The following is a 22,551-nucleotide window of genomic DNA, read 5'->3' as shown; positions in this document are numbered from 1 at the left end:
TCAGCCTTGCCGGTTCTTCCAGAAGTCGGCGTTCTTCACGCCCGCCACGTCCGGATCGAAGACGGGATCCAGGCCCAGCTTCTTCTGCCGCTCGTAGTCGCGCAACGCCGCCATCGCCGGCTTGTGCAGGATCAGGATCGCGATGATGTTCAGCCACGCCATCAGGCCGACGCCGATGTCGCCCAGCGCCCACGCGGTCTTGGCATTGTGGAAGGCACCGAAGATGACCATGCCCATGATGCCCAGCCGCAGCAGCAGCACGGTCAGCGGACGACGTCGGTTGCCGTTGACATAGCTCAGGTTGGTCTCGGCCATGTAGTAGTAGGCCATGATGGTGGTGAAGGCGAAGAAGAACAGCGCCACCGCCACGAAGCCCGCGCCCCAGCCCGGCAGCACCGATTCCACCGCCGCCTGCGCGTAACCCGGGCCTTCCTCGACGCCCGGCGGCATGCCGGTATACAGGTGCGCGCCGCCCGTGGGCGAGTACACGTTGTACTTGCCGGTGGTCAGCACCAGGAACGCGGTCGAGGTGCACACCATCATGGTGTCGAAGTAGATCGCGAAGGCCTGCACGTAGCCCTGCTTGGCCGGGTGCGAGACCTCGGCGGCGGCGGCGGCGTGCGGGCCTGTGCCCTGGCCGGCCTCGTTGGCGTAGATGCCGCGCTTGACGCCCCATTCCACCGCCAGGCCCAGGATCGCGCCGAACGCGGCATGGGTGCCGAAGGCGCTGCTGAAGATGACGCGGAACATTTCCGGCACCAACTCGGCGTTGAGCACCATCACCGTGACCGCCATCAGGATGAAACCGGCGGCCATGAACGGCACCACGATTTCGGCGAAGTTGGCGATGCGCTTGACGCCACCGAAGATGATCACCGCCAGCAGGATCGACACCGTGATGCCGATGCCCAGCTTGAATGCATCGCGCGCCGGCATGCCCAGCCACTGGCCGTCCATGGCGCCGCACAGCGACGTGCCCTGGCAGACGTTGGCCGCGCTGTCGGCGATCGCGTTCGCCTGCACGCCCGGCATCAGGAAGCCGGTGGCGGCGATGGTCGCGATGGCGAACAGCAGCGCGTACCACTTCAGGCCCATCGCCTTTTCGATGTAGTAGGCCGGGCCGCCGCGATAGCGTCCTTCGGCATCCTTGACCTTGTAGATCTGCGCCAGCGTCGATTCGACGTAGGAGGTCGACGCGCCCAGGAAGCCCATCACCCACATCCAGAACACCGCGCCGGGACCGCCGAAGGCAATCGCGGTGGCGACGCCGGCGATGTTGCCGATGCCGATGCGGCCGGCCATCGACATGGCCAGCGCCTGGAACGAGGACACGCCGGCCTCGGATTTCTGCCCGCTCACGGTCAGCCGCAGCATCTCCGCGAAGCCACGCACCTGCATGAAGCGGGTGCGGATGGTGAAATACAGGCCGGCGCCCAGGCACATGACGATCAGTGCCTTGCTCCAGATGATGCCGTTGACGGCATTGATGATGGCTTCCACGCAGTCTCCCCTGCCCTAAAAGGAAAAGTCCCCGTCACCGGGGACCGGTCGATTCTCCACGAATCGGCCCGCTCTGCGAAGCCCGGCGAGGGGGATCACCCTGCTGAACAGGGAAACCCCGGGTGTTTCAGTGCGTGGTCGGCGTCCGCAGGCGGGAGAAGACCCGCAGGTCGTGCAACTGCCCATCCTTGCGGATAGCGTGGCGGAGCAGGCCTTCTTCCTGGAAGCCGTTCTTGAGCAGCACCCGTGCCGAGGCCGGATTGATGTCCAGCACATTGGCCTGCATGCGGTGCAGTTGCAGGTGATCCATCACCCACGGCACGTACGCCGCGACCACCCGGCTCATCAGCCCCTGGCCCCAATAGCGGCGGCCGAGCCAGTACCCCAGCTCGGCGCTGCCCCCACGCTCGCCCAGGCGCGGGTGCGCGCCGATGCCGCCGCAGGCGCGGCCGTCGATATCGATGGCGAACACCGGATCGTTCAGATCCACCACTTCGCCGGCGAGGAACCGCCAGGCGTCCTCGCGCCGGTAGGGATGCGGGAAACGTTCGCTCAAGCCGCGCACGACCTGCGCGTCGTTGGCGTGGCGGAGCAGCCAGCGCGCGTCTTCCGCCCGCCAACGCCGCAATGTGAACCCGTCGCCCTGAACCACGCTGTCTTCCATGCTTTCCAGATCAACCATGACCGCCTACCGGGGGAGTTTCTTCTTCCAGTCGCTTCAGTTCGTGGGCCACGGCCTCGGGAGACCGCGTGAACGGTGCCAGCAGCGCGTAGAACGCCGGCACCACGTACAGCGACAGCAAGGTGGAGAAGGAGACGCCGAAGATGACCACGATGCCGATCGTCGCGCGGCTGGCCGACCCCGGTCCGCCGGCCACCACCAGCGGCACCGCGCCCATCACCGTGGCCACGGACGTCATCAGGATCGGGCGCAGGCGCACCTTCGAGGATTCGGCGATCGCGCGCGCCACGCTCATGCCGTCGTCGCGCAATTGGTTGGCGAACTCGACGATCAGGATGCCGTTCTTCGCCGCCAGGCCGATCAGCATCACGATGCCGATCTGGCTGAACAGGTTGAGCGTGCCGCCGGTGACCCACAGGCCGATCAGCGCGCCCAGCACCGCCAGCGGCACGGTCAGCATGATCACCAGCGGGTGGATGAAACTCTCGAACTGCGCCGCCAGCACCAGGTAGACGATCAGCAGCGCCAGCGCGAAGGTCAGCAGCACCGCGCCGCCGGCCTTGAGGTACTCGCGGGATTCGCCCTTCCAGTCGATCTGCGCGTAGTCGGGCAGTTCCTCCTGCGCCACCTGCTGGGCCCAGCCCATCGCCTCGCCCAGCGTGTAGCCCGGCGCCAGCGACGCGGTCAGGGTGATCGCGCGCAGGCGGTTGAAGCGGTTGAAGCTGCCGGGTTCGGCGATTTCCGACAATGTCACCAGGTTGGACAGCGGAATCAGCTCGCCCGCGCTGCCGCGCACGTAGGTGTTGGCCAGGTCCGCCGGCGAGGAACGGCGCTCGCGGTCGGCCTGCATCAGCACGTCGTACTCCTCGCCGTTGTCGACGAACGTGGTGACCTGGCGGGAACCCATCATGGTTTCCAGCGTGCGGCCGATTTCCTGCACCGACACGCCCAGGTCGGCGGCGCGGCTGCGGTCGATGTTGACCCGCATCTGCGGTCGGGTTTCCTTGTAATCCGAGTCCACGCCGTACAGGCCGGGGTTCTGCTCCATGCGCGCCATCATCCGGTCGCGCCACTGCGAGAGCTCGTTGTAATCCGGACCGCCGAGCACCATCCGGAACGGCTGGCCACCACCGCGGACCAGGCCGGTGCGCTGGGAAGGCTGGGCGCGGATGCCCGGCATCTGCTCCAGTTGGCCGCGCACCGATTCCAGCACCTCGGTGGTGCTTTCGTGGCGCTTGCTCCAGTCCTGCAGGAACACGATCACCTGGCCGGTGTGCATTTCCTCGCTCGCGCCAAAGCCGCCCGGCACGCGGGCGTTGGCGCGCTGGATCGGCTTGCCTTCGCCGATGTTGTCGGCGAACAGATGCTCGACCTGCTGGATCTGTTTCACGGTGTAATCGAAGCCTGCGCCTTCCGGTCCCTGGATGGAGACGAAGAACGAGCCGCGATCCTCCATCGGCGCCAGTTCCTTGGGCACGCGCAGGCCCAGCACCGCCGCCACCGCCAGGCACGCGCCCATCGCGATCAGCAGGATCAACAGGATGCGCCGGCCGGGCATCGCCACCATCCGCTGGACCTGGTGGCCATACCCCTCGCTGAGCCGGGCCAGCTGCCGGTTCATCCAGGCGTTGAAACCCTTGGGCTTGCTGTGCGGCCGGACCAGCTTGGAGGACATCATCGGGGTCAGGGTCAGGGCCACGAACGCCGAGATCGCCACCGCCGCCGCCAGTGCCACCGACAGTTCGCGGAACAGGCGTCCGGTGTTGCCTTCCATGAACCCCACCGGCAGGAACACCGCCACCAGCACCGCGGTGGTGGCGATGACCGCGAAGGCCACCTGCGCGGTGCCGCGACGCGCGGCCACCAGCGGCGGCTCGCCCAGGTCGGCGCGGCGCTGGATGTTCTCCAGCACCACGATGGCATCGTCCACCACCAGGCCGATGCACAGCACCAGGGCGAGCAAGGTCAGCAGGTTGATCGAGAAGCCGAACGCGTAGAGGGCGATGAACGAGGTAATCAGGCAGACCGGCACCGTCACCGCCGGGATCAACGCCGCGCGCAGGCTGCCCAGGAACAGCCAGATCACCGCGAACACCAGGATCATCGCCTCCACCAGGGTGGCGTAGACGCGCTCGACCGACGCCTCGATGAACACGGTGCTGTCGTAGGCGACGAAGATCTGGGTGCCTTCCGGCAGGGTCGGGCGGATCCGATCGGCGGCGGCGCGGGCGGCGCGCGCCACGTCCAGCGCGTTGGCGGTTGAGGTCTTGACGATGCCCAGGCCGACGTTCGGGCGGCCGTTGCTGCGGAAATAGGCGCGGCGTTCCTCGGTGGTCAGCTCCACCCGGGCGACGTCGCCCACCCGCACCACGTAGCCGTCGGCTCCCTTGGTCAGCGGCATCCGCGCGAACTGCTCGGCGGTCATGTAGCCGCGTTCGACCCGCAGGGTGAAGTCGCGGGTTTCCGATTCGATGCGGCCGGCCGGCAATTCGATGTTCTCGCGCCGCAGCGCCGCCTCCACGTCGCTGGCGGTGACGCCGCGCGCGGCCATCGCGGCGCGATCCAGCCAGATCCGCATGGCGTAGCGCTGGGCGCCGCTGATGCGCACCTGGGCCACGCCGTCCAGCGCCGACAGCTGATCGACGATATAGCGATCGGCGTAGTCGGTCAGCTGCAAGGTGTCCATCTTGGTCGAACTCATGTTCAACCACAGGATCACGTCGGCATCGGCTTCCACCTTCTGCACTTCCGGCGGATCCGCCTCGTCGGGCATGCGATCCATCACCCGGCTGACCTTGTCGCGCACGTCGTTGGCGGCGGCCTCGATGTCGCGGGTAAGGGTGAACTCGATGGTGACCTGCGAACGGCCGTTGGAGCTGCGCGACTCGATGGTCTCGATGCCCTCGATGCCGGCCAGCGCGTCTTCCAGGATCTGGGTGACGCGGGTTTCCACCACCGCCGCCGACGCGCCCGGGTAGGTCACTTCCACCGACACCACCGGCGGATCGATGTTGGGCAGCTCGCGCAGGGTCAGGCGCATGAACGACATCACCCCGAGCACGATCAGCAGCAGGCTCATCACCACGGCCAGCACCGGCCGCTTGATCGACAGGTCGGACAGCTTCATGGTTCAGCCCCGTTTGACGGCGGGTGCGGCGGCGGGCGCGGCGGCCGGTGGCGTGGTCGCGCCGGCCTCGGTGATCTTCGCGCCGGGCCGCAGCTTGCCGGTACCGTCCACGACAATGCGATCGCCGGCCTTCAGGCCTTCGGTGATCTCCACCCGACCCTCGCGACGGACGCCGGTGCTCACGGTGACCTGCTCCACGCTGCTGTCGGCCTTGACCCGGTAGACGAAGGTGTCGCGGCCCACCTGCACGACGGCGATCTCGGGAATCACCAGCGCCTGCCGCTCCGGCCGGAACAGATTGACGTTGAGCAGCATGCCCGGGCGCAGCGCGCGATCCGGGTTGGCGAACACCGCGCGCACGGTGACCGCGCGGGTGGCGGGATCCACCCGCGCGTCGACCGTTTCCACGGCGCCCTCGAAGGTGCGCCCCGGCCAGGCGGCGGTGGTCGCGTTGACCGCATCGCCGTTGTCGACAGTGGCCAGCGCCGCTTCCGGCACCTGGAAGTCCACGTACATCCGCGAAACATCGTCGAGGGTGGCGATGACGGTGCTGGCGGTGATCAGCGAGCCCGGGCTGACCTGGCGGATGCCCAGTACGCCGGCGAACGGTGCGCGCACCGTGCGATCGCCGATGTCGGCCTTCATCTGCTGCACGCGCGCGGCGGCGGCATCGCGCAGGGCCAATTGGGTGTCCAGGGTCGAACGCGCGACCAGTTGCTGTTCGGCCAGTTCCTTCTGCCGGCGGTACAGGCGGTCGGCTTCGGCGTAGGTGGCCTCGGCCTGCTCCAGCGACGCCTTGGCGGCGTCGCCGCGCAGGGTCACCAGCACCTGCCCGGCCCTGGCGTCCTGGCCGCTTTCGAAGTGCACGTCCTGGACGATTTCGCTGACCTTGGCGGTCAGGGTCACCGACTCGCGCGCCTTGGCGGTGCCCAGCGCCTCCAGGGTGTCGCTCCACGCCGAGAGCTGGACCACCTGGGTGTTCACCGGCACCGGCCGATCCGCACCCTGCCCGCCTCCGCCCGCGCCGGCGGATTTTTCTCCGCAGGCGGTCAACAGGAACATCGACGCGGCGACGGCCAGCGTCGCCCGGATTCCGGTTCGGCTCAGCATGAAAGTACCGTAATGATCGTTATCACGTGAAGTTTACCTTCACGCCATGAACGAATATGCGTACGGAAGCGTTGACAGGGCCATGACTAACGACCCTTGTGCAGCGTGGTTCGCTAGGTCAATCCCAGTTTTTCCAGGACCCGCAGCGCCAAGTGTTCCGGACTCTCTGCGCCGGCATCCAGCCGCAGGTCGGGATGTTCCGGTGCTTCGTACGGCGAGTCAATGCCGGTGAAGTTGGGAATCAGGCCCGCCCGCGCCTTGCGGTACAGGCCCTTCACGTCGCGTTCCTCCGCGAGCGCCAGCGGCACGTCGACGAAGATTTCCAGGAACTCGCCTTCGCCGAACCGTTCGCGCGCCATCTGCCGCTCGGCCCGGAACGGCGAGATGAAACTGACCAGCACGATCAATCCGGCGTCGGTCATCAGCCTGGCGACCTCGGCCACGCGGCGGATGTTCTCCACCCGGTCCTCGGCGGTGAAGCCCAGATCCCGGTTCAGGCCATGACGCACGTTGTCGCCGTCGAGGATGAAGCTGTGGTAGCCCAGCGCGTGCAGGCGCTTGTCGACCAGGTTGGCCACGGTCGACTTGCCGGCGCCGGACAGGCCGGTGAACCACAGCACCCGCGGCTGCTGGCCCTTGATGCGCGCACGCGCCGCCTTGTCCACGTCCAGGTGCTGCCAGTGCACGTTGCCGGCGCGGCGCAGGGCGAAGTCCAGCGTTCCCATCGCGACCGTGTGGTTGCTCTGCCGGTCGATCAGGATGAAGCCGCCCAGCGCGCGGTTGTCCGCATAGGGTGCGAACGCAATCGGTTCGTCCAGGCTGAGGTTGCAGTAGCCGACCTCGTTGAGTTCCAGCCGCTTGGCCGCCAGGTGCTCCTGGCTGTTGATGTCGACCCGGTGCTTGATCTCGCTGATCGAGGCGGCGACCGTGCGCGTACCGATCTTCAGCCAGTACGGACGTCCGGGCAGCAGCGCGGCGTCGTCCATCCACAGCACGTGCGCGGCGAACTGATCGGCGACCTGTGGCGGATCGCCGGCGGCGGCGATGACGTCGCCGCGGCTGATGTCGATCTCGTCGTCCAGGGTCAGGGTGATCGCTTCGCCGGCACTGGCGAGTTCGCGATCGCCATCCGGCCCGAGCACCCGCGCGACCTTCGAGCGCCGGCCCGAGGGCAGCGCCACGATCGCGTCGCCCGGGCGTACCCGCCCCGCCGCCACGGTGCCGGCGAAGCCACGGAAATTCTGGTCCGGCCGGTTGATCCACTGCACCGGCAGGCGAAACCCGCCTTCGGCGCCGGCATCGTCCACCGGCACGCTCTCCAGGTGCTGCAACAGGCTGGGGCCGTCGTACCACGGCGTGCGTGCCGAACGCTCGATCAGGTTGTCGCCCTCCAGCGCGGACAGCGGCACGCACGTCATGTCGGCGATGCCCAGTTGCGCGGCCAGTGCGCGGTAGGCGGTGGCGATGCCGTCGAACACCGCGGGATCGAAGCCGACCAGATCCATCTTGTTGACCGCCAGCACGACGTGGCGGATGCCCAGCAGCGAGACGATATAGCTGTGCCGGCGGGTCTGGGTGAGCAGGCCCTTGCGCGCGTCGACCAGCACCACGGCCAGATCCGCGGTGGACGCACCGGTGGCCATGTTGCGGGTGTACTGCTCGTGTCCCGGGCAATCGGCGACGATGAACTTGCGCCGCTCGGTGTCGAAGTAGCGGTAGGCCACGTCGATGGTGATGCCCTGCTCGCGCTCGGCGGCCAGCCCGTCCAGCAGCAGCGCGTAATCGATGTCGCCGCCGCGGGTGCCATGCCGGCGGCTGTCCTTCTCCAGCGCCGCCAGCTGATCATCGAACAACCGCTTGCTGTCGTGCAGCAGGCGACCGATCAGCGTGCTCTTGCCATCGTCGACGCTGCCGCAGGTGATGAAACGCAGCAGCGGCTTGGTTTCGTGCTGGCGCAGGTAGTCGGTGATGCTGGTGTTTTCGGGATTGGGGATTGGGGATCCGGGATTCGCAACGGCGGGCGCTTCCGCCAGCGGATCGCTTCCCGCTTTCCCTAATCCCGAATCCCGGTTTTCAACGGCCGGATGGCCGGTCATCCCGAATCCCGGCTTCATCAGAAGTACCCCTCCAGCTTTTTCTTCTCCATCGACGCGCCCGGATCGTGATCGATCACCCGGCCCTGGCGCTCGGAGGACGTCGCCACCAGCATCTCGGCGATGATCTTTTCCAGGGTGTCGGCGTCGGACTCGATCGCGCCAGTGAGCGGGTAGCACCCCAGGGTGCGGAAGCGCACCCTGCGCAGTTGCGGCTGTTCGCCTTCATGCAGAGGCAGGCGTTCGTCGTCCACCAGGATCAGCGCGCCATCGCGTTCCACCACCGGCCGCTCGGCGGCGAAGTACAGCGGCACCACCGGAATGCCCTCGCGATAGATGTAAAGCCAGATGTCCAGTTCGGTCCAGTTGGACAGCGGGAACGCACGCACGCTCTCGCCCTTGTGGATGCGGGCGTTGTAGAGGTTCCAGAGCTCCGGTCGCTGGTTCTTGGGATCCCAGCGGTGGCGATCGTTTCGGAAGGAGAATACGCGCTCCTTGGCGCGCGACTTCTCCTCGTCGCGGCGGGCGCCGCCGATGGCCGCGTCGAAGCCGTATTGGTCCAGCGCCTGCTTCAGGCCCTGGGTCTTCATCACGTCGGTATGCACGGTCGCGCCGTGGCTGATCGGGCCGACGCCCTGGGCGATGCCATCGGGGTTGACGTGCACCCGCAGATCCACGCCGGTCTCGGCCGCGCGGCGATCCCGGAACGCGATCATCTCGCGGAACTTCCAGCGCGTGTCCACGTGCAACAGCGGGATGGGCGGGCGGCCCGGCGCGAACGCCTTGAGCAGCAGGTGCAGCAGCACCGAGCTGTCCTTGCCCACCGAATACAGCAGCACGGGATTGCGGAACTCCGCGGCCACCTCCCGGAGGATGTGGATGCTCTCGGCTTCCAGGCGGTCGAGGTGGGACAGGCGGTGTTCGGCGCTCATCAAAACGGGCTGCGGTGCGTGACGGGATGCCGGCGCAAAGCGTACCAGCTACCGCCGTTGCTTCTGCCCCAGGAGGCCAACGAGCATTCCATGCCTCCCCCGCGCCGGGAAATAAGCCAGCGGGATAAGCCCATAACCAGCCGTCCTTTCTGCACGGGACAACGGGTTCCTAACATCGGACTCCCTCCTGCGCAAAGCGATTGCCCGCGATGACCGCTTCCTCCTCCGCACTGGCGCCCAGTCCCCTGGCCGAGGAGCGGCGCGTGCTGCTGGCGCGGCTGGTCGAAGGGCTGGATGCGCCGACCCTGTGGTGGCTGTCCGGCTATACCGCCGGGCTCGCCCAGGGCCAGCACGCGCCCCAACTGGCGGTGCTGCCGGGCGGCCAGGCGCAGGCGGGCCAGCGCCTGACCGTGGTCTACGGCAGCCAGACCGGCAATGCGCGACGCGCGGCCGAGAAGATCGCCCAGGCCGTCGAGGCGGCCGGGTTGCCGGTGCGCCTGTTGCGGGCGGACGCCTATCCGACCCGCGAACTGGCCGGCGAACGCCTGCTGTACGTGGTCATCAGCACCCAGGGCGAAGGCGATCCGCCGGACGATGCCATCGGCCTGGTCGAGTTCCTGTCCGGCCGGCGCGCGCCCAAGCTGCCGGAACTGCGCTACGCGGTGCTCGGCCTGGGCGATTCCAGTTACGCCGATTTCTGCGGCATCGCCCGCCGCCTGGATGCCCGCCTGGCCGACCTGGGTGCCCAGCGCCTGTTCGAACCCGGCCTGGCCGATCTGGACATCGACACGGTGGCCGATCCCTGGCGCACCCAGGCGCTGTCGTCGGCGCGCGAACACCTGAAATCCCACCCCAGCGCCCCGCTGGCCACGGTCACCCCGCTGCGGCCAACGCACGCGGCCTCGCCGTGGTCGCACGAAAAACCCTACTCCGCCGAAGTCCTGCTCAACCAGAACGTCAGCGGCCGCGACTTCAAGGGCAAGGCATTCGGGCGGCATGGCGAACGCGACAAGGACGTGCGCCATCTCGAACTGTCGCTGGCCGGCAGCGGACTGCACTACGAACCGGGCGACGCGCTTGGCATCCGCCATCGCAATCCGGATTCGCTGGTGGAATCGATCCTCCAGGCCACCGCGCTGTCCGGCGACGCCGGGATCGAGCTCCAGGGCGATACGCTGCCGCTGCGCGAGTGGCTGGCCAGCCGTCGCGAACTGACCCGGCTCTCACGCCCGTTCCTGGCCGAACACGCCGCGCAGGCGCGCGCCGAGGATCTGAACGCGCTGCTGGCGCCGGCGCAGCAGTCCGCGCTCGCCGGCCTGCTCAACACCCATCAGGTCGTCGACGTGCTGCGACGCTGGCCGGCACGCTGGGAAGCGCATGAACTGGTCGCCGCGCTGCGTCCGCTTGCGCCGCGGCTGTACTCGATCGCCTCCAGTCGCAAGCGGGTCGGCGAAGAAGTCCACTTGACCGTGGACGTGCTGGCCTACGAAGCGTTCGGTGAAGCGCATGGCGGCGCGGCCAGCGGTTACCTCGCCGCGCGTGCGGAAGGTGAAGCGGTGCCGGTCTATGTCGAGGCCAACGAACGGTTCCGGGTGCCCGCCGACGGCGCCCGCGACATCCTGATGATCGGTCCCGGCACCGGCATCGCGCCGTTCCGCGGCTTCGTGCAGGAGCGCGCCGAAACCGGCGCGCAGGGCCGCAACTGGCTGTTCTTCGGCGCCCGCCATTTCAACCAGGACTTCCTCTACCAGTCCGAATGGCAGGACGCGCTCCGTGACGGCTCGCTGCACCGGCTGGACCTGGCGTTTTCGCGCGACCAGGCCGACAAGATCTACGTGCAGGACCGCCTGCGCGAACACGCCCGCGAGGTCCATGCCTGGCTGGAAGGCGGCGCCCACCTGTATGTCTGCGGCGCCATCGGCATGGGCAAGGACGTGCACGCCGCGCTGCTGGACATCCTCCGCACCCAGGGCGGCCACGACGAAGACACCGCCGCCGAATACCTGACCCGACTGCAATCGGAAGGCCGCTACTGTCGTGATGTGTATTGAAACGGGAGTAGGGAATCGGGAATGGGGAATCGTCAAAAGCGGTTCCACTAAACCGGGTCCACCACGCTCGTATGCCGCTTCACATCGATTCCCGATTCCCGATTCCCGATTCCCGATTCCCGATTCCCGATTCTCCATTCCCGATTCCCGTCCAATGTCCCACTCCGTAGAAGACATCAAATCCGAAAGCCGTCGCCTGCGGGGCAGCCTGCTGGAGAGCCTGGCCGACCCGGTGACCGGCGCGCTGCGCGAGTCGGACCAGACCCTGATCAAGTACCACGGCAGTTACCAGCAGGACGATCGCGATCTGCGCGACGAGCGCCGGCGGCAGAAGCTGGAACCGGCCTACCAGTTCATGATCCGGACCCGCACGCCCGGCGGCGTGGTCACGCCCGAGCAATGGCTGAAACTCGACGCGATCGCCACCCGCTACGCCAACCACTCGCTGCGGGTCACCACCCGCCAGGCGTTCCAGTTCCATGGGGTGATCAAGCGCGAACTGAAGGCGACCATGCAGGCGATCAACGCGGCGCTGATCGACACGCTGGCCGCCTGCGGCGACGTCAACCGCAACGTGCTGGTCGCGGCCAACCCGCTGCTGTCGAAGGCGCATGCGCAGGTGCAGTCCTGGGCGGCGCGCCTGTCCGAGCACCTGCTGCCCAATACCCGCGCGTACTACGAAATCTGGCTGGACGAGGAACGCGTGGCCGGCAGCGGCGAGGAGGAGGAGCCGGTCTATGGCGCCACTTACCTGCCGCGCAAGTTCAAGATCGGGTTCGCGGTTCCGCCGCTCAACGATGTCGACGTGTTCGCCAACGACCTGGGCTTCATCGCCATCCTGGAGGACGGCGAGCTGGTCGGCTTCAACCTGGTCATCGGCGGCGGCATGGGCGCGACCCACGGCGACGCCGCGACCTATCCGCGCATCGGCAACGTGGTCGGCTTCCTGCCACCGGAGAAACTGCTGGACGTGGCGACCGCGGTGGTCACCACCCAGCGCGATTTCGGCAACCGCGAACTGCGCAAGCGCGCCCGCTTCAAGTACACCATCGATGATCACGGCCTGGAGGCGATCGTCGGTCAGATCGAGGCCCGCTCCGGCCATGCGCTCCAGCCCGCGCGCGCGTGGCACTTCGATCACAACGGCGACCGCTATGGCTGGGTCGAGGGCGAGAATGGCCGCTGGCACCTGACCCTGCACTTCTTCGCGGGGCGCATCGCCGACACCGCGCAGGCCACGCACCTGACCGGCCTGCGCGAGATCGCCGGCATCCACCGCGGCGAGTTCCGGCTCACTCCCAACCAGAACCTGGTCATCGCCGGCGTGCCGGCCGGCGAGCGCGAGCGCATCGACGCGCTCGTGCGCGCGCATGGCCTGGACGACGGCCGCCGCGCCGGCACCGCGCTGGCGCGTGCGGCGGTCGCCTGCGTCGCCCTGCCGACCTGTGGCCTGGCCATGGCCGAAGCCGAGCGCTACCTGCCCGACTTCACCGCCCGCCTGGAGCCACTGCTGGATCGGCACGGCCTGCGCGATGCGCCCATCCTGCTGCGCATCTCCGGCTGCCCCAACGGCTGCTCGCGTCCCTACCTGGGCGAAATCGCGCTGGTCGGCAAGGCGCCCGGCCGCTACAACCTGATGCTCGGCGCGGATCACCGCGGCCAGCGCCTCAACACGCTGTACCGCGAGAACATCACCGAAGCGGAAATCCTGGAAGCGCTGGATCCGCTGCTGGCCCACTACGCGCGCGAGCGCCAGGCCGACGAGGGCTTCGGCGATTTCCTGCACCGCAGCGGCATCGTCGCCCTGCCGCCCTACCCCACCCATCGACAGATCGCCCTGGAACTGCACGCATGAGCGCGCCGCAAACCGCACCGCTGCCCGAAGCCACCGAAGACATCTCCGCCATCAACGCGCGCCTGGAAGCGCAGCCGGCCGAAGCGCGGGTGCGCTGGGCCCTGGCCAATGGTCCGGCGCAGGCGGCGATGTCCTCCAGTTTCGGCGCGCAGGCGGCGGTGCTGCTGCACATGCTGACCCGCCAGCAACCGGACATCCCGGTGATCCTGATCGATACCGGTTACCTGTTTCCCGAGACCTACCGGTTCGCCGACGAACTGACCGAACGGCTCAAGCTCAACCTCAAGGTGTTCCGTCCGCTGGTCAGCCGCGCCTGGATGGAGGCGCGCCACGGCCGCCTGTGGGAACAGGGCCTGGTCGGCATCGAGCAGTACAACAACCTGCGCAAGGTCGAACCGATGCGGCGCGCGCTGGCCGAACTGGACGTCGGCACCTGGTTCACCGGCCTGCGCCGCAGCCAGGCCAGCAGCCGCGCCAACGCGCCCGTCGTCGAGTGGCGCGGCGCCCGCCTGAAGGTCAATCCGATCGCCGACTGGACCGATCGCGAAGTCTGGCAGTACCTCAAGCAACACGATCTTCCCTACCACCCGCTGTGGGAACAGGGCTACGTCTCCATCGGCGATTTCCACACCACCACCCGCTGGGAACCCGGCATGCGCGAGGAGGACACGCGCTTCTTCGGCCTCAAGCGCGAATGCGGCCTGCACCTGGACATCTGACCGGGAGTTTCGGGCCATCGGTTGCTGACCGGCGACGCCGGCCGCGCACCGTCACGTCGATGGCAGGGATCGGCGCGAGGGCCGCTGCCGGCGCCGCCGCCTGATACGGCCCATCCGGCCCCGGGCGGTTTCCGTCGCCCGGATCCGGCTTCCGTCGCCGGCCCCCTTCCCCGCCGGCGCCGGCCGGCTATGCTCCGCGGCAATCCAACACCGATGGATCCGCCGTGTTCGCCAGCCTGTTCTTCATCATCCGCATTTTCGCCGCCTGGTCCGGCGTGCTCCTGCTCGCCGGCCTGATCTGGGCCGGGACCTTCAATGTCGTCACCGGCAACGACAATGCGCCCGGACCGGTGTTCGCCCTGCTGGCCCTGCTGGTCGCGCTGTCGGTGGTCATCAGCACCTTCTCGCACCTGCGCCGGGTCAGCCTGGTCGCCGGCCGGCTGGATCACGACACCCTGTCCAACCGCCAGCACCGCCGGATCGAGATTCCGCTGGAGGCCGACGAAGCCTTCCTGCTGGTCGAATCGGCGGTGCGCGAACTGCCGCGGGTGGAGGAACTGGAAAGCGCGCGCGACAGCCTGCAGGTCAAGGCCAAGCTCAAGCGCGTGGATCCCTATGGCAACGACCGCCCGGCGCGATACAACGTGTTCAACTGGTTCAGCACCAAGCGCAACCAGATCCTCGCCACCGTCACGCCCGGCGCCGGCAGTTGCAGCGTATCGCTGCTGTGCGAGCCGGAAGCCAGCACCTGGAGCGATCTGCTGAAGGTGGACAACGGCACCAACCTGGAAAACGCCGAAGCCATCGTCCGTGCGATCGCACGCCGGATCGGCGAGCGCCGGCGCGAGGAAAAGGCCGACACCGTGCAGACCGTCACCGAGAAGGAATTGACGGTGGCCAAGCTCAACCTGCTGCAGGCGCAGGTGGAACCGCACTTCCTCTACAACACCCTGGCCAGCGCGCAGGTACTGACCCGCACCGATCCCGCCCGCGCCGATCTCATGCTCGGCCACCTCATCCAGTACCTGCGCCGCTCCCTGCCCCGCGCCGAGAATGCCGTCTCCACCCTGGGCGAGGAAGCCGAGCGCGCCGAGGCCTACCTGGAGATCCTGAAGATCCGGATGGGCAATCGCCTCAACACCCAGGTGGAGATTCCGGAGGCGCTGCGCGATGTCGCGATGCCCTCGATGATGTTGCAGACGCTGGTTGAGAACGCCATCAAGCACGGCCTGGAGCCCAAGCCCGGCGGCGGCACCATCTGGATCATCGCGCGCGAACAGGAAGGCCAGGTGGCGATCACCGTCGCCGACGACGGCCAGGGCTTCGGCAACCAGACCGGTGGCACCGGCATCGGCCTGAAGAACCTGCGCGAACGCCTGCGCCTGACCTACGGCGGCAATGCCTCGTTCGCCATCATCTCCAACTTCCCGCAGGGCGTGGCCGCCACCCTCAACCTGCCGTCCAAGCCGGCCGGAGTCGCCCGTCATGCCTAAGGCCGTGATCGCCGAAGACGAGGAACTGCTGCGCACCGCGCTGGCGTCGCTGCTGCGCGACACCTGGCCGCAACTGGAACTGGTCGCCGAATGCGAGGATGGCGCCTCCGCGCTGGAAGCCATCGCCGAGCACCAGCCCGACGTGGCGTTCCTGGACATCCGCATGCCGGGCCTGACCGGGCTGGAAGTCGCCACCGCGATGACCGAGGCCAGTCCCGGGACCCAGATCGTGTTCGTCACCGCCTATGACCAGTACGCCATCGGCGCATTCGAACAGGGCGCGGTGGACTACCTGCTCAAGCCAATCACCCGCGAGCGCCTGGCCACCACCGTCCAGCGCCTGCAGCAGCGCAGCGGTCACCATCCCGACGCGGCCACGCTGGCGGCCCTGCTCAAGCAGCTCGGCGACCAGTTGCCCGCCGCTGGCAAACCGCCGCTGGTCTGGATCACCGCCAACACTGGCAAGGAAACCCGGCTGATCCTGATCGACGATGTCGCCTACTTCCGCGCCGACAACAAGTACACGGTGGTGATGACCGCCGAAGGCGAGGCGCTGCTGCGCACGCCGCTGCGCGAACTGCTGGAGGCGCTGGATCCGCGGACCTTCAAGCAGATCCATCGCTCCACCATCGTCAACCTGAAGGCGGTCGCCTCGATCACCCGCGACGATGTCGGACGCGGCGTGCTTCGCCTGCGCAACCGCCCCGAAACACTGCTGGTCAGCCAGCCCTTCATGTCCCTGTTCCGCGGCATGTGAACGCCGCTCCCCATCGTTCGTCGAGGCCCGCCATGCGCATCATCGTCACCGCCATGTCCTTCCTGCTGAGCCTGGTCGGCTGCCAGGACAAACCGTCCGTGACCTCCGTGGTGCGCAGCGAGGCCAACGGCGTGGAGCTGATCCACAGCCGCAGTGTCATCCGCGCCGGCGAGGGCCTGTTCCGCTGCAGGGCCAGCGCCACAGGCAAATGCCACTACCTGATCGTCGCGACGGACGAATGCCGCGCCGGCGAAAGCTGCCCGCCGCGCAAGTTGCAGGCATTCGTCCTGGACGTCGGCGGCGAAAGCCGCATCGACAACCTGCCGCGCGGGGTACGGACCTGCGTGGATCGCGAACGCGAACCCGACGCGGCGACCTGCCTGGACTAGCGGCGCGCGCCGCTCAATGCACGTGGCGGATTACCGTCTTGCCGCCGCAGCCGATGCACTTGCGATAGATCTCGCCGCGCCGGTTCAACCGTGGCCGCGACATCAGCCCACCGCAACCGCAGCGGCGCTCCCGCCCCAATGCCCAGCGGTACAGTCGCCAGCTGGAATGCAGTGCCCAGGCGGTGCCCAGCACGATCGCCGCCAGGAACGACAGCGACGCTGTGCGCCCGCTGCTGAAACCGCTGAACGTGGTCTGGGTGCGGGCCACCGTCTCGGCCACGACGAAACCACCGGCGGCGATCACCACCGCCGGCGCGTACATGCGCAGCACCATCCGGGAGATCATCTTCATCGCTCGTCCCTCAGGGAACCAGTGGCCGGTGGCCGTAGCTGAGCACGCGGGAAAGCTTCCACTGCCCGCCTTCGAGTTTCCAGACCTGGCTGAAACCTGCCATCCCGACCGCCTTCTCGGGGCCATCGCCCTTGCGTTCGTGAAACCGGTGCTCGCCGATTTCCATCGCGCCGTAGCCGGGAATCGGATCCACCTGCAACGAGGATTCGATCAGTTCCCGGCGCGAACGCCATGCATCCGGTGCCTTCCAGGCCGCGCAATTCTTCTCGATGACGGCGATGAAGTCGGCGGCCGAGCGTGACACCACGCCGCCCTTGTCGTGATAGAACTCCAGGTCATCGGCCAGCATCGGCTTCAGCGCCTCGATGTCGCAGGTTTCGAAGGTGATCGCGAACAGGGCGAGATCCTGTTCGCGGATGATCCGCTTCAGTTCCTCCGGTGCGGGCAAGGTCACCTGGCCGGCGGCCGGTTCGGCGGAAAGGGCGGGCAGGCCGAAGGCCAGGAGGATTGCCGGAAGGATCGCGATGCGCATGTCGATGTCCTTTTCGAATCAGTGCGGGAGTATGCGATCCCGCCACCGGCGCCGGTAGTCCTGCCGTCGTCAGGTGGTGATGGTCTGGGTCAGGGATTCCCAGGTGGGCGGTGTCGGCCAGTCGGCGACCTGGTTGCCGTCCAGTACCCGCCGCAGATCGCGCCGGTCCACCTGCGGCGCCAGGGCATGCACCAGCTCCAGCGCGTAATCGCGCAGCACGCGCTCGCGGGGCAGCACGGCCCAGGCCACGCATTCCTTGATCTCCGGCGGGGCCGGCCACGCGCGCAGGTCGGTGTCGCCACTGCCGATCGCCATTTCCGCCAGCAGGCCGACGCCGAGGCCGGCGCGCACGTAGGTCTTGATGAGATCCGCATCCAGCGCGGTCACGGCGATGGTCGGCTCCAGCCCCACGCTGGCGAACGCGCGCTGCAGCGAGGAACCCGGCCGGGTCGAGGAGTCGTAGCTGACCAGCGGCAGGTCGACCAGCTCGCGGATGCTCGGCGCGGCCCCGTCGCGATCCAGCGCATGGCCGCGCGGCACCAGCACCAGCCGGCGCCAGCGGTACAGCGGCACCGCGATGCCGCCCTGCGGCTCGTCGCCGGCGGTGCTGATCACCGCGATGTCGGCATCGCCCTGGCTCAGCAGATCCAGCGCAGTGCTCTCGGCGGCGTGCTGCAGGTGCACGCTGACCTGCGGGTAGGCCCGCTTGATCCGGGCGACGGCCGGCGGCAGCACGAAGCGCGCCTGGGTATGGGTGGTGGCCAGGATCAGCTGGCCCTGGCTCTCGCGACGCTGGTTGGCCGCGTAGGTGCGGATGTTGTTGGCTTCGGCCAGCACCGCGCGCGCGCGCTCGATGACTTCCTCGCCCGCCGGGGTCACCGATTCCAGGCTGCGTCCCTTGCGCACGAACAGCAGGAAGCCCAGTTCGTCCTCCAGTTGCTTGAGCTGCTTGGACAGGCCCGGCTGGGTGGCATGCACGCGGGCCGCCGCCAGCGTGATGTTGAGGTCGGCATCGGCGATCGCCACCAGGTAGCGAAGTTGGGTCAGCGTCATCGGAATCCGTCTCGGAAGCGCCGCGGCGGGCGGCGCAGGGGGAGCGAGGACTGTAGAGGATTTTCCCGGACCGTAACGCCGGTGGCTTATAACCGCAAGGCATGTCCGATCCGGCGCAAGTTATTTCCTTGTGCCGCTGTGCCAAAGCTACGGTCATGAGCCTCGAACCAGATGCTCCGCCGTGGCCACCCTGTTCCCTCTTTTCGTCGATCTGCATGACCGTCCGGTGCTGGTGGTGGGGGGCGGCGAGGTCGCCGAACGCAAGGTGCAGGCGTTGCGCGAAGCCGGCGCCCGCATCCACGTGCAGGCACCCGCGCTGACCCCGGCCCTGCAGTTGCTGGCCGACACCGGCCTGATCGGCTGGGATCCCGGCACCTTCCGCGCCGGGGCACTCGACGGCGTCTGGCTGGTCATCGCCGCCACCGACGACGCGACGGTCAACCGCGCCGTCGCCGATGCCGCCAGCCGCCGCCGGGTGTTCGCCAACGTGGTCGACGACGCGCTGCTGTCCAGCTTCCACGTGCCGGCGGTGGTCCGCCGCGGCGATCTGCAGGTCGCGGTGTCCAGCGGGGGCGGCGCGCCGATGGTGGCCCGCCACCTGCGGCGCCAGCTGGAAACCTGGCTGGATGACTCCTGGGGCGCGCTGACCGCGCTGCTGGCGCGCGAACGCGGCCACATCCGCGCGCGCTTCCCGGAAACCGGCGCGCGCCGCCGTTTCTTCGAACGCCTGTTGGCAGGCCCGTTGCCGCGGCTGCTGCGGCAGCGGCGGACGGAGCAGGCCGAACGCGCGCTCGCCGACGCCCTGGCGGCGCCTGTTTCGCCGCCGCGGGGTTCGGTGGTCCTGGTCGGCGCGGGTCCGGGCGATCCCGGCCTGCTGACCCTCAACGGCCTGCGCGCGCTCAACGAGGCCGACGTGATCCTGCACGACCGCCTGGTCAGCGATGAAGTGCTGCAGTTGGCGCGCCGCGACGCGTTGCGGGTGGAGGTCGGCAAATCGGCGCAGGGCCACAGCGTGCGCCAGGAAAGCATCCATGCGTTGATGCTCGAACATGCGCGGGCCGGCCGCCGGGTGGTGCGGCTGAAGGGTGGCGACCCGTTCGTGTTCGGCCGCGGCGGCGAGGAACTGGAGTTCCTGCGCGGGCACCGGATTCCCTACGAGGTCGTCCCCGGCATCACCGCGGCGGTGGCCTGCGCGGCCTACGCCGGCATCCCGCTCACCCACCGGGACCACGCCCAGTCGGTGCGGCTGGTGACCGCCCACTGCCGGGACTCGCTGGATACCCTCGACTGGGCCGCGCTGGCGCGGGGCCGGCAGACCCTGGCGTTCTACATGGGCGTGGCCGGGCTGGAAACCGTACAGGCGCGACTTTCCGCCGAAGGGTGTCCGGACCGGACGCCATTCGCGTTGATTGAAAGTGGGTCGCGTGCCGAACAGCGCGTGATCACCGGCCGCCTGGACGGGCTGGCGCGGACCGCACGCCATCACCAGGTGCGGTCACCCGCCCTGCTCATCCTCGGCGAGGTCGCCGGCCTGGCCGATGCCCTGCACTGGTTCGGACCCGCGCCGCTGGCCGCGCCACCACATCCCGATGACCTGGCGGCGGCCACACTCCCGCACGCCGCCTGACTTCCCTTCTCCAGGAGATTCCCTCATGCCCATCCACGACAGCATCCTCGACACCATCGGCCGCACGCCGGTGGTCAAACTTCACCGCGTCGCGCCTTCGCACGTCGAGCTGTACGCCAAGGTGGAGTCGTTCAATCCCGGCGGTTCGGTCAAGGATCGCCTGGCGCTGGCGATCGTCCTGGATGCCGAGGCCAAGGGCCTGCTCAAACCGGGCGACACGATCGTCGAAGCCACCTCCGGCAACACCGGCGTGGCATTGGCGATGGTCGCCGCCGCACGCGGCTACAAGTTCGTCGCCACGATGGCCGAGACCTTCTCCATCGAGCGCCGCAAGCTGATGCGCGCCTATGGCGCCAAGGTCATCCTGACCCCCGCCGCGGAACGCGGCAGCGGCATGGTTCGCCGGGCCGAGGAACTGGCGAAGAAGCACGGCTGGTTCCTCGCCCGCCAGTTCGCCAATCCGGCCAATCCCGCCTACCACCGGCAGACCACCGCGGCGGAAATCCTGCGCGATTTCGCCGGCCGCCGGCTGGATCACTTCGTCACCGGCTGGGGTACCGGCGGCACCCTCACCGGCGTGGGCGAGGTGCTGCGCGTGGCCCGTCCGGAAGTGCGCATCACCGCCTCCGAGCCGGCCGGCGCGTCGCTGCTGCAGGGCAAGGAATGGGCGCCGCACAAGATCCAGGGCTGGACCCCGGATTTCGTGCCGGAAGTGCTCAACCGCGAAGTATTCGACGAACTGCTGACGGTGGACGATGCCAGCGCCATCGCCACCTCGCGGCGGCTGGCCGCCGAGGAAGGCATCTTCGTCGGCATCTCCGCCGGCGCCACCGTCGCCGCCGCCTTGCAGGTGGCGGAAAAGGCCAGCGAAGGTTCGGTCATCCTGGCGGTGCTGCCGGATACCGGCGAACGCTACTTCTCCACCCCGTTGTTCGAGGGCGTCAACGAAGGCTCCGACGACGAGTGGCTGGCCTCGCTGGGCTGAGCCGGCGTTGAGGCGGCGGCGATCCGGGCACGGATCGTCGCCGGTGCGTGTCCCGGTACGCCGCATATCAACGTCCGTGGCTCTCGTCGATGCCGGAAGGTGCCCGCGCATGCATCCGGCGCGAACATCGGCACATCGGTTCCCGTCCCGGACAATCCTGTTATGACGCCGCCGGTTGCGGCGGCTTCGGGCGCGTTGCTAGGCTCGGCATGGTCCATCGCCTGGAGTCCGCCATGAAGCTGGCCGGTTCGCTGCTGCTGTCGTCGCTGTTCCTCGTCTCCGGCATCGCGGCTGCCGCGCAGTCCTCGCCGCCAACACCACCGGCAAGCTACTTCGACAACACCGGCCGCGACGACGTGTTGTCCGGCGGCGCGCGCATGATTCCGATCCACACGCCCGCCGGCGACTTCAAGGTCTGGACCAAGCGGGTCGGCAACAATCCGCGCATCAAGCTGCTCCTGCTGCATGGCGGTCCAGGCGCCACCCACGAATACTTCGAGGCCTTCGACAGCTTCCTGCCGGCCGCCGGCATCGAGTACTACTACTACGACCAGCTCGGTTCGGCCTACAGCGATCAACCCGATGACCCGCGCCTGCTGGACACCGCGCGTTTCGTCGAGGAAGTGGAGCAGGTCCGCCAGGCGCTCAAGCTGGACGGGAGCAACTTCTATCTGCTCGGGCATTCCTGGGGCGGCATCCTGGCGATGGAATACGCGCTCAAGTATCCGCAGCATCTCAAGGGCCTGATCATCTCCAACATGATGTCCAGCATTCCCGCGTACAACGACTACGCGCACAAAGTGCTGGAACCGAAGATGGATCCCGTCGCGCTGGCCGAGATCAAGCAACTGGAGAAGGACAAGCGCTTCGACGATCCGCGCTACATGGAATTGCTGTTGCCGCATTACGAAGCGCACGTCCTGCGCATGCCGGCCGCGCAGTGGCCGGAACCGGTCAACCGCTCATTCGCCCACATCAACAAGAAGGTCTACGTACCGATGCAGGGTCCGAGCGAACTGGGTGCCAGCGGCATCCTCGCCGACTGGGACCGCACCGCCGACCTGGGAAAGATCCCCGTACCCACCCTCGTCATCGGCGCGCGCCACGACACCATGGATCCGGCCTACATGGAGGTGATGAGCAAGCGGCTGCCGAAAGGCCGCTACCTGTTCTGCCCGGAAGGCAGCCACATGGCGATGTACGACGACCAGAGCACCTACGTGAACGGGCTGATCGATTTCCTGCGCGATACCGACGCGGGTCGCTGATCCGAAACGCATTTTTGTAGGAGCGA

At 68.1% G+C, this 22,551-nt stretch carries 18 protein-coding genes; 9 read left to right on the top strand and 9 right to left on the bottom strand.

What is annotated here, in order from left to right:
- From ACTJI2_RS09430 to cysD, 6 genes are all read right to left on the bottom strand, one after another.
- Positions 1-1,500 (bottom strand): alanine/glycine:cation symporter family protein, encoded by a 1,500-nt coding sequence (locus ACTJI2_RS09430; protein WP_192197308.1) that lies wholly within the window; start codon positions 1,498-1,500, stop codon positions 1-3.
- A 127-nt stretch (positions 1,501-1,627) separates the two neighbouring features.
- Entirely contained in the window at positions 1,628-2,182 is a 555-nt protein-coding gene (locus ACTJI2_RS09425) for a GNAT family N-acetyltransferase (RefSeq protein WP_425504649.1), read from the bottom strand.
- Positions 2,175-5,309, bottom strand: a complete 3,135-nt coding sequence (locus tag ACTJI2_RS09420) for an efflux RND transporter permease subunit (RefSeq protein ID WP_318288567.1) — start codon at positions 5,307-5,309, stop codon at positions 2,175-2,177. Before ACTJI2_RS09420 ends, ACTJI2_RS09425 begins: the two co-directional genes overlap by 8 nt.
- Positions 5,310-5,312: 3 nt before the next feature.
- Positions 5,313-6,419, bottom strand: a complete 1,107-nt coding sequence (locus ACTJI2_RS09415) for an efflux RND transporter periplasmic adaptor subunit (protein ID WP_318288566.1) — start codon at positions 6,417-6,419, stop codon at positions 5,313-5,315.
- A 113-nt stretch (positions 6,420-6,532) separates the two neighbouring features.
- A complete protein-coding gene (gene cysN, locus ACTJI2_RS09410; protein WP_440841926.1) occupies positions 6,533-8,533 on the bottom strand; it encodes a sulfate adenylyltransferase subunit CysN in 2,001 nt (666 codons plus the stop codon).
- Positions 8,533-9,444: a sulfate adenylyltransferase subunit CysD gene (gene cysD, locus ACTJI2_RS09405; protein WP_183644213.1), complete on the bottom strand. Its 912-nt coding sequence runs from the start codon at positions 9,442-9,444 to the stop codon at positions 8,533-8,535. Before cysD ends, cysN begins: the two co-directional genes overlap by 1 nt.
- A gap of 209 nt (positions 9,445-9,653) precedes the next feature.
- Here cysD and ACTJI2_RS09400 point away from each other — a divergent pair, with 209 nt between their 5' ends.
- From ACTJI2_RS09400 to ACTJI2_RS09375, 6 genes are all read left to right on the top strand, one after another.
- The gene (locus ACTJI2_RS09400) at positions 9,654-11,495 is read left to right on the top strand and encodes an assimilatory sulfite reductase (NADPH) flavoprotein subunit (protein WP_318288564.1); all 1,842 of its coding nucleotides are present in this window, start codon (positions 9,654-9,656) and stop codon (positions 11,493-11,495) included.
- A 154-nt stretch (positions 11,496-11,649) separates the two neighbouring features.
- Entirely contained in the window at positions 11,650-13,350 is a 1,701-nt protein-coding gene (gene cysI / locus ACTJI2_RS09395; RefSeq protein WP_318288563.1) for an assimilatory sulfite reductase (NADPH) hemoprotein subunit, read from the top strand.
- Positions 13,347-14,069, top strand: a complete 723-nt coding sequence (locus ACTJI2_RS09390; RefSeq protein WP_183644222.1) for a phosphoadenylyl-sulfate reductase — start codon at positions 13,347-13,349, stop codon at positions 14,067-14,069. The genes cysI and ACTJI2_RS09390 overlap by 4 nt, the downstream gene beginning before the upstream one ends.
- A gap of 224 nt (positions 14,070-14,293) precedes the next feature.
- The gene (locus tag ACTJI2_RS09385) at positions 14,294-15,562 is read left to right on the top strand and encodes a sensor histidine kinase (RefSeq protein WP_318288562.1); all 1,269 of its coding nucleotides are present in this window, start codon (positions 14,294-14,296) and stop codon (positions 15,560-15,562) included.
- Positions 15,555-16,319: a LytR/AlgR family response regulator transcription factor gene (locus ACTJI2_RS09380; RefSeq protein WP_318288561.1), complete on the top strand. Its 765-nt coding sequence runs from the start codon at positions 15,555-15,557 to the stop codon at positions 16,317-16,319. The genes ACTJI2_RS09385 and ACTJI2_RS09380 overlap by 8 nt, the downstream gene beginning before the upstream one ends.
- A gap of 32 nt (positions 16,320-16,351) precedes the next feature.
- Positions 16,352-16,708 carry a hypothetical protein gene (locus ACTJI2_RS09375; protein ID WP_183644232.1) on the top strand — a complete coding sequence of 119 codons (357 nt, stop codon included), beginning with the start codon at positions 16,352-16,354 and terminating at the stop codon, positions 16,706-16,708.
- A 13-nt stretch (positions 16,709-16,721) separates the two neighbouring features.
- Here the strand turns inward: ACTJI2_RS09375 and ACTJI2_RS09370 are convergent, their stop codons facing one another.
- From ACTJI2_RS09370 to ACTJI2_RS09360, 3 genes are all read right to left on the bottom strand, one after another.
- Complete coding sequence (locus tag ACTJI2_RS09370) at positions 16,722-17,060, bottom strand: hypothetical protein (RefSeq protein WP_183644235.1); 339 nt, start codon at positions 17,058-17,060, stop codon at positions 16,722-16,724.
- 10 nt (positions 17,061-17,070) lie between these two features.
- Complete coding sequence (locus ACTJI2_RS09365) at positions 17,071-17,592, bottom strand: nuclear transport factor 2 family protein (protein WP_318288560.1); 522 nt, start codon at positions 17,590-17,592, stop codon at positions 17,071-17,073.
- 69 nt (positions 17,593-17,661) lie between these two features.
- Positions 17,662-18,645, bottom strand: coding sequence for a LysR family transcriptional regulator (locus tag ACTJI2_RS09360; RefSeq protein WP_141453949.1), 984 nt, complete (start codon positions 18,643-18,645; stop codon positions 17,662-17,664).
- 181 nt (positions 18,646-18,826) lie between these two features.
- Between ACTJI2_RS09360 and cysG the strand changes: the two genes are divergently transcribed.
- The 3 genes from cysG to ACTJI2_RS09345 all read left to right on the top strand — a co-directional run bounded on the left by cysG (position 18,827) and on the right by ACTJI2_RS09345 (position 22,525).
- Positions 18,827-20,272, top strand: coding sequence for a siroheme synthase CysG (gene cysG / locus ACTJI2_RS09355; protein WP_318288559.1), 1,446 nt, complete (start codon positions 18,827-18,829; stop codon positions 20,270-20,272).
- Positions 20,273-20,297: 25 nt separating this feature from the next.
- Positions 20,298-21,257: a cysteine synthase A gene (cysK, locus tag ACTJI2_RS09350; RefSeq protein ID WP_141453951.1), complete on the top strand. Its 960-nt coding sequence runs from the start codon at positions 20,298-20,300 to the stop codon at positions 21,255-21,257.
- A gap of 233 nt (positions 21,258-21,490) precedes the next feature.
- Positions 21,491-22,525, top strand: coding sequence for a proline iminopeptidase-family hydrolase (locus tag ACTJI2_RS09345; RefSeq protein ID WP_440841923.1), 1,035 nt, complete (start codon positions 21,491-21,493; stop codon positions 22,523-22,525).
- Positions 22,526-22,551 lie beyond the last annotated feature (26 nt).

The sequence above is a fragment of the Pseudoxanthomonas sp. 22568 genome, assembly GCF_052044485.1.
Lineage (GTDB): Bacteria > Pseudomonadota > Gammaproteobacteria > Xanthomonadales > Xanthomonadaceae > Pseudoxanthomonas_A > Pseudoxanthomonas_A beigongshangi.
Note: the sequence above shows the minus strand (reverse complement) of the source record. Positions and strands in the feature narration are given on the sequence as shown.

Excerpts from the sequence above, each read along its gene's own strand:
- ACTJI2_RS09425 (WP_425504649.1), bottom strand. The coding sequence starts at position 2,182 with ATGGTTGATCTGGAAAGCATGGAAGACAGCGTGGTTCAGGGCGACGGG.
- ACTJI2_RS09420 (WP_318288567.1), bottom strand. The coding sequence starts at position 5,309 with ATGAAGCTGTCCGACCTGTCGATCAAGCGGCCGGTGCTGGCCGTGGTG.
- ACTJI2_RS09415 (WP_318288566.1), bottom strand. The coding sequence starts at position 6,419 with ATGCTGAGCCGAACCGGAATCCGGGCGACGCTGGCCGTCGCCGCGTCG.
- cysN (WP_440841926.1), bottom strand. The coding sequence starts at position 8,533 with ATGAAGCCGGGATTCGGGATGACCGGCCATCCGGCCGTTGAAAACCGG.
- cysD (WP_183644213.1), bottom strand. The coding sequence starts at position 9,444 with ATGAGCGCCGAACACCGCCTGTCCCACCTCGACCGCCTGGAAGCCGAG.
- ACTJI2_RS09400 (WP_318288564.1), top strand. The coding sequence starts at position 9,654 with ATGACCGCTTCCTCCTCCGCACTGGCGCCCAGTCCCCTGGCCGAGGAG.
- cysI (WP_318288563.1), top strand. The coding sequence starts at position 11,650 with ATGTCCCACTCCGTAGAAGACATCAAATCCGAAAGCCGTCGCCTGCGG.
- ACTJI2_RS09390 (WP_183644222.1), top strand. The coding sequence starts at position 13,347 with ATGAGCGCGCCGCAAACCGCACCGCTGCCCGAAGCCACCGAAGACATC.
- ACTJI2_RS09380 (WP_318288561.1), top strand. The coding sequence starts at position 15,555 with ATGCCTAAGGCCGTGATCGCCGAAGACGAGGAACTGCTGCGCACCGCG.
- ACTJI2_RS09375 (WP_183644232.1), top strand. The coding sequence starts at position 16,352 with ATGCGCATCATCGTCACCGCCATGTCCTTCCTGCTGAGCCTGGTCGGC.
- ACTJI2_RS09370 (WP_183644235.1), bottom strand. The coding sequence starts at position 17,060 with ATGAAGATGATCTCCCGGATGGTGCTGCGCATGTACGCGCCGGCGGTG.
- ACTJI2_RS09365 (WP_318288560.1), bottom strand. The coding sequence starts at position 17,592 with ATGCGCATCGCGATCCTTCCGGCAATCCTCCTGGCCTTCGGCCTGCCC.
- ACTJI2_RS09360 (WP_141453949.1), bottom strand. The coding sequence starts at position 18,645 with ATGACGCTGACCCAACTTCGCTACCTGGTGGCGATCGCCGATGCCGAC.
- cysK (WP_141453951.1), top strand. The coding sequence starts at position 20,298 with ATGCCCATCCACGACAGCATCCTCGACACCATCGGCCGCACGCCGGTG.
- ACTJI2_RS09345 (WP_440841923.1), top strand. The coding sequence starts at position 21,491 with ATGAAGCTGGCCGGTTCGCTGCTGCTGTCGTCGCTGTTCCTCGTCTCC.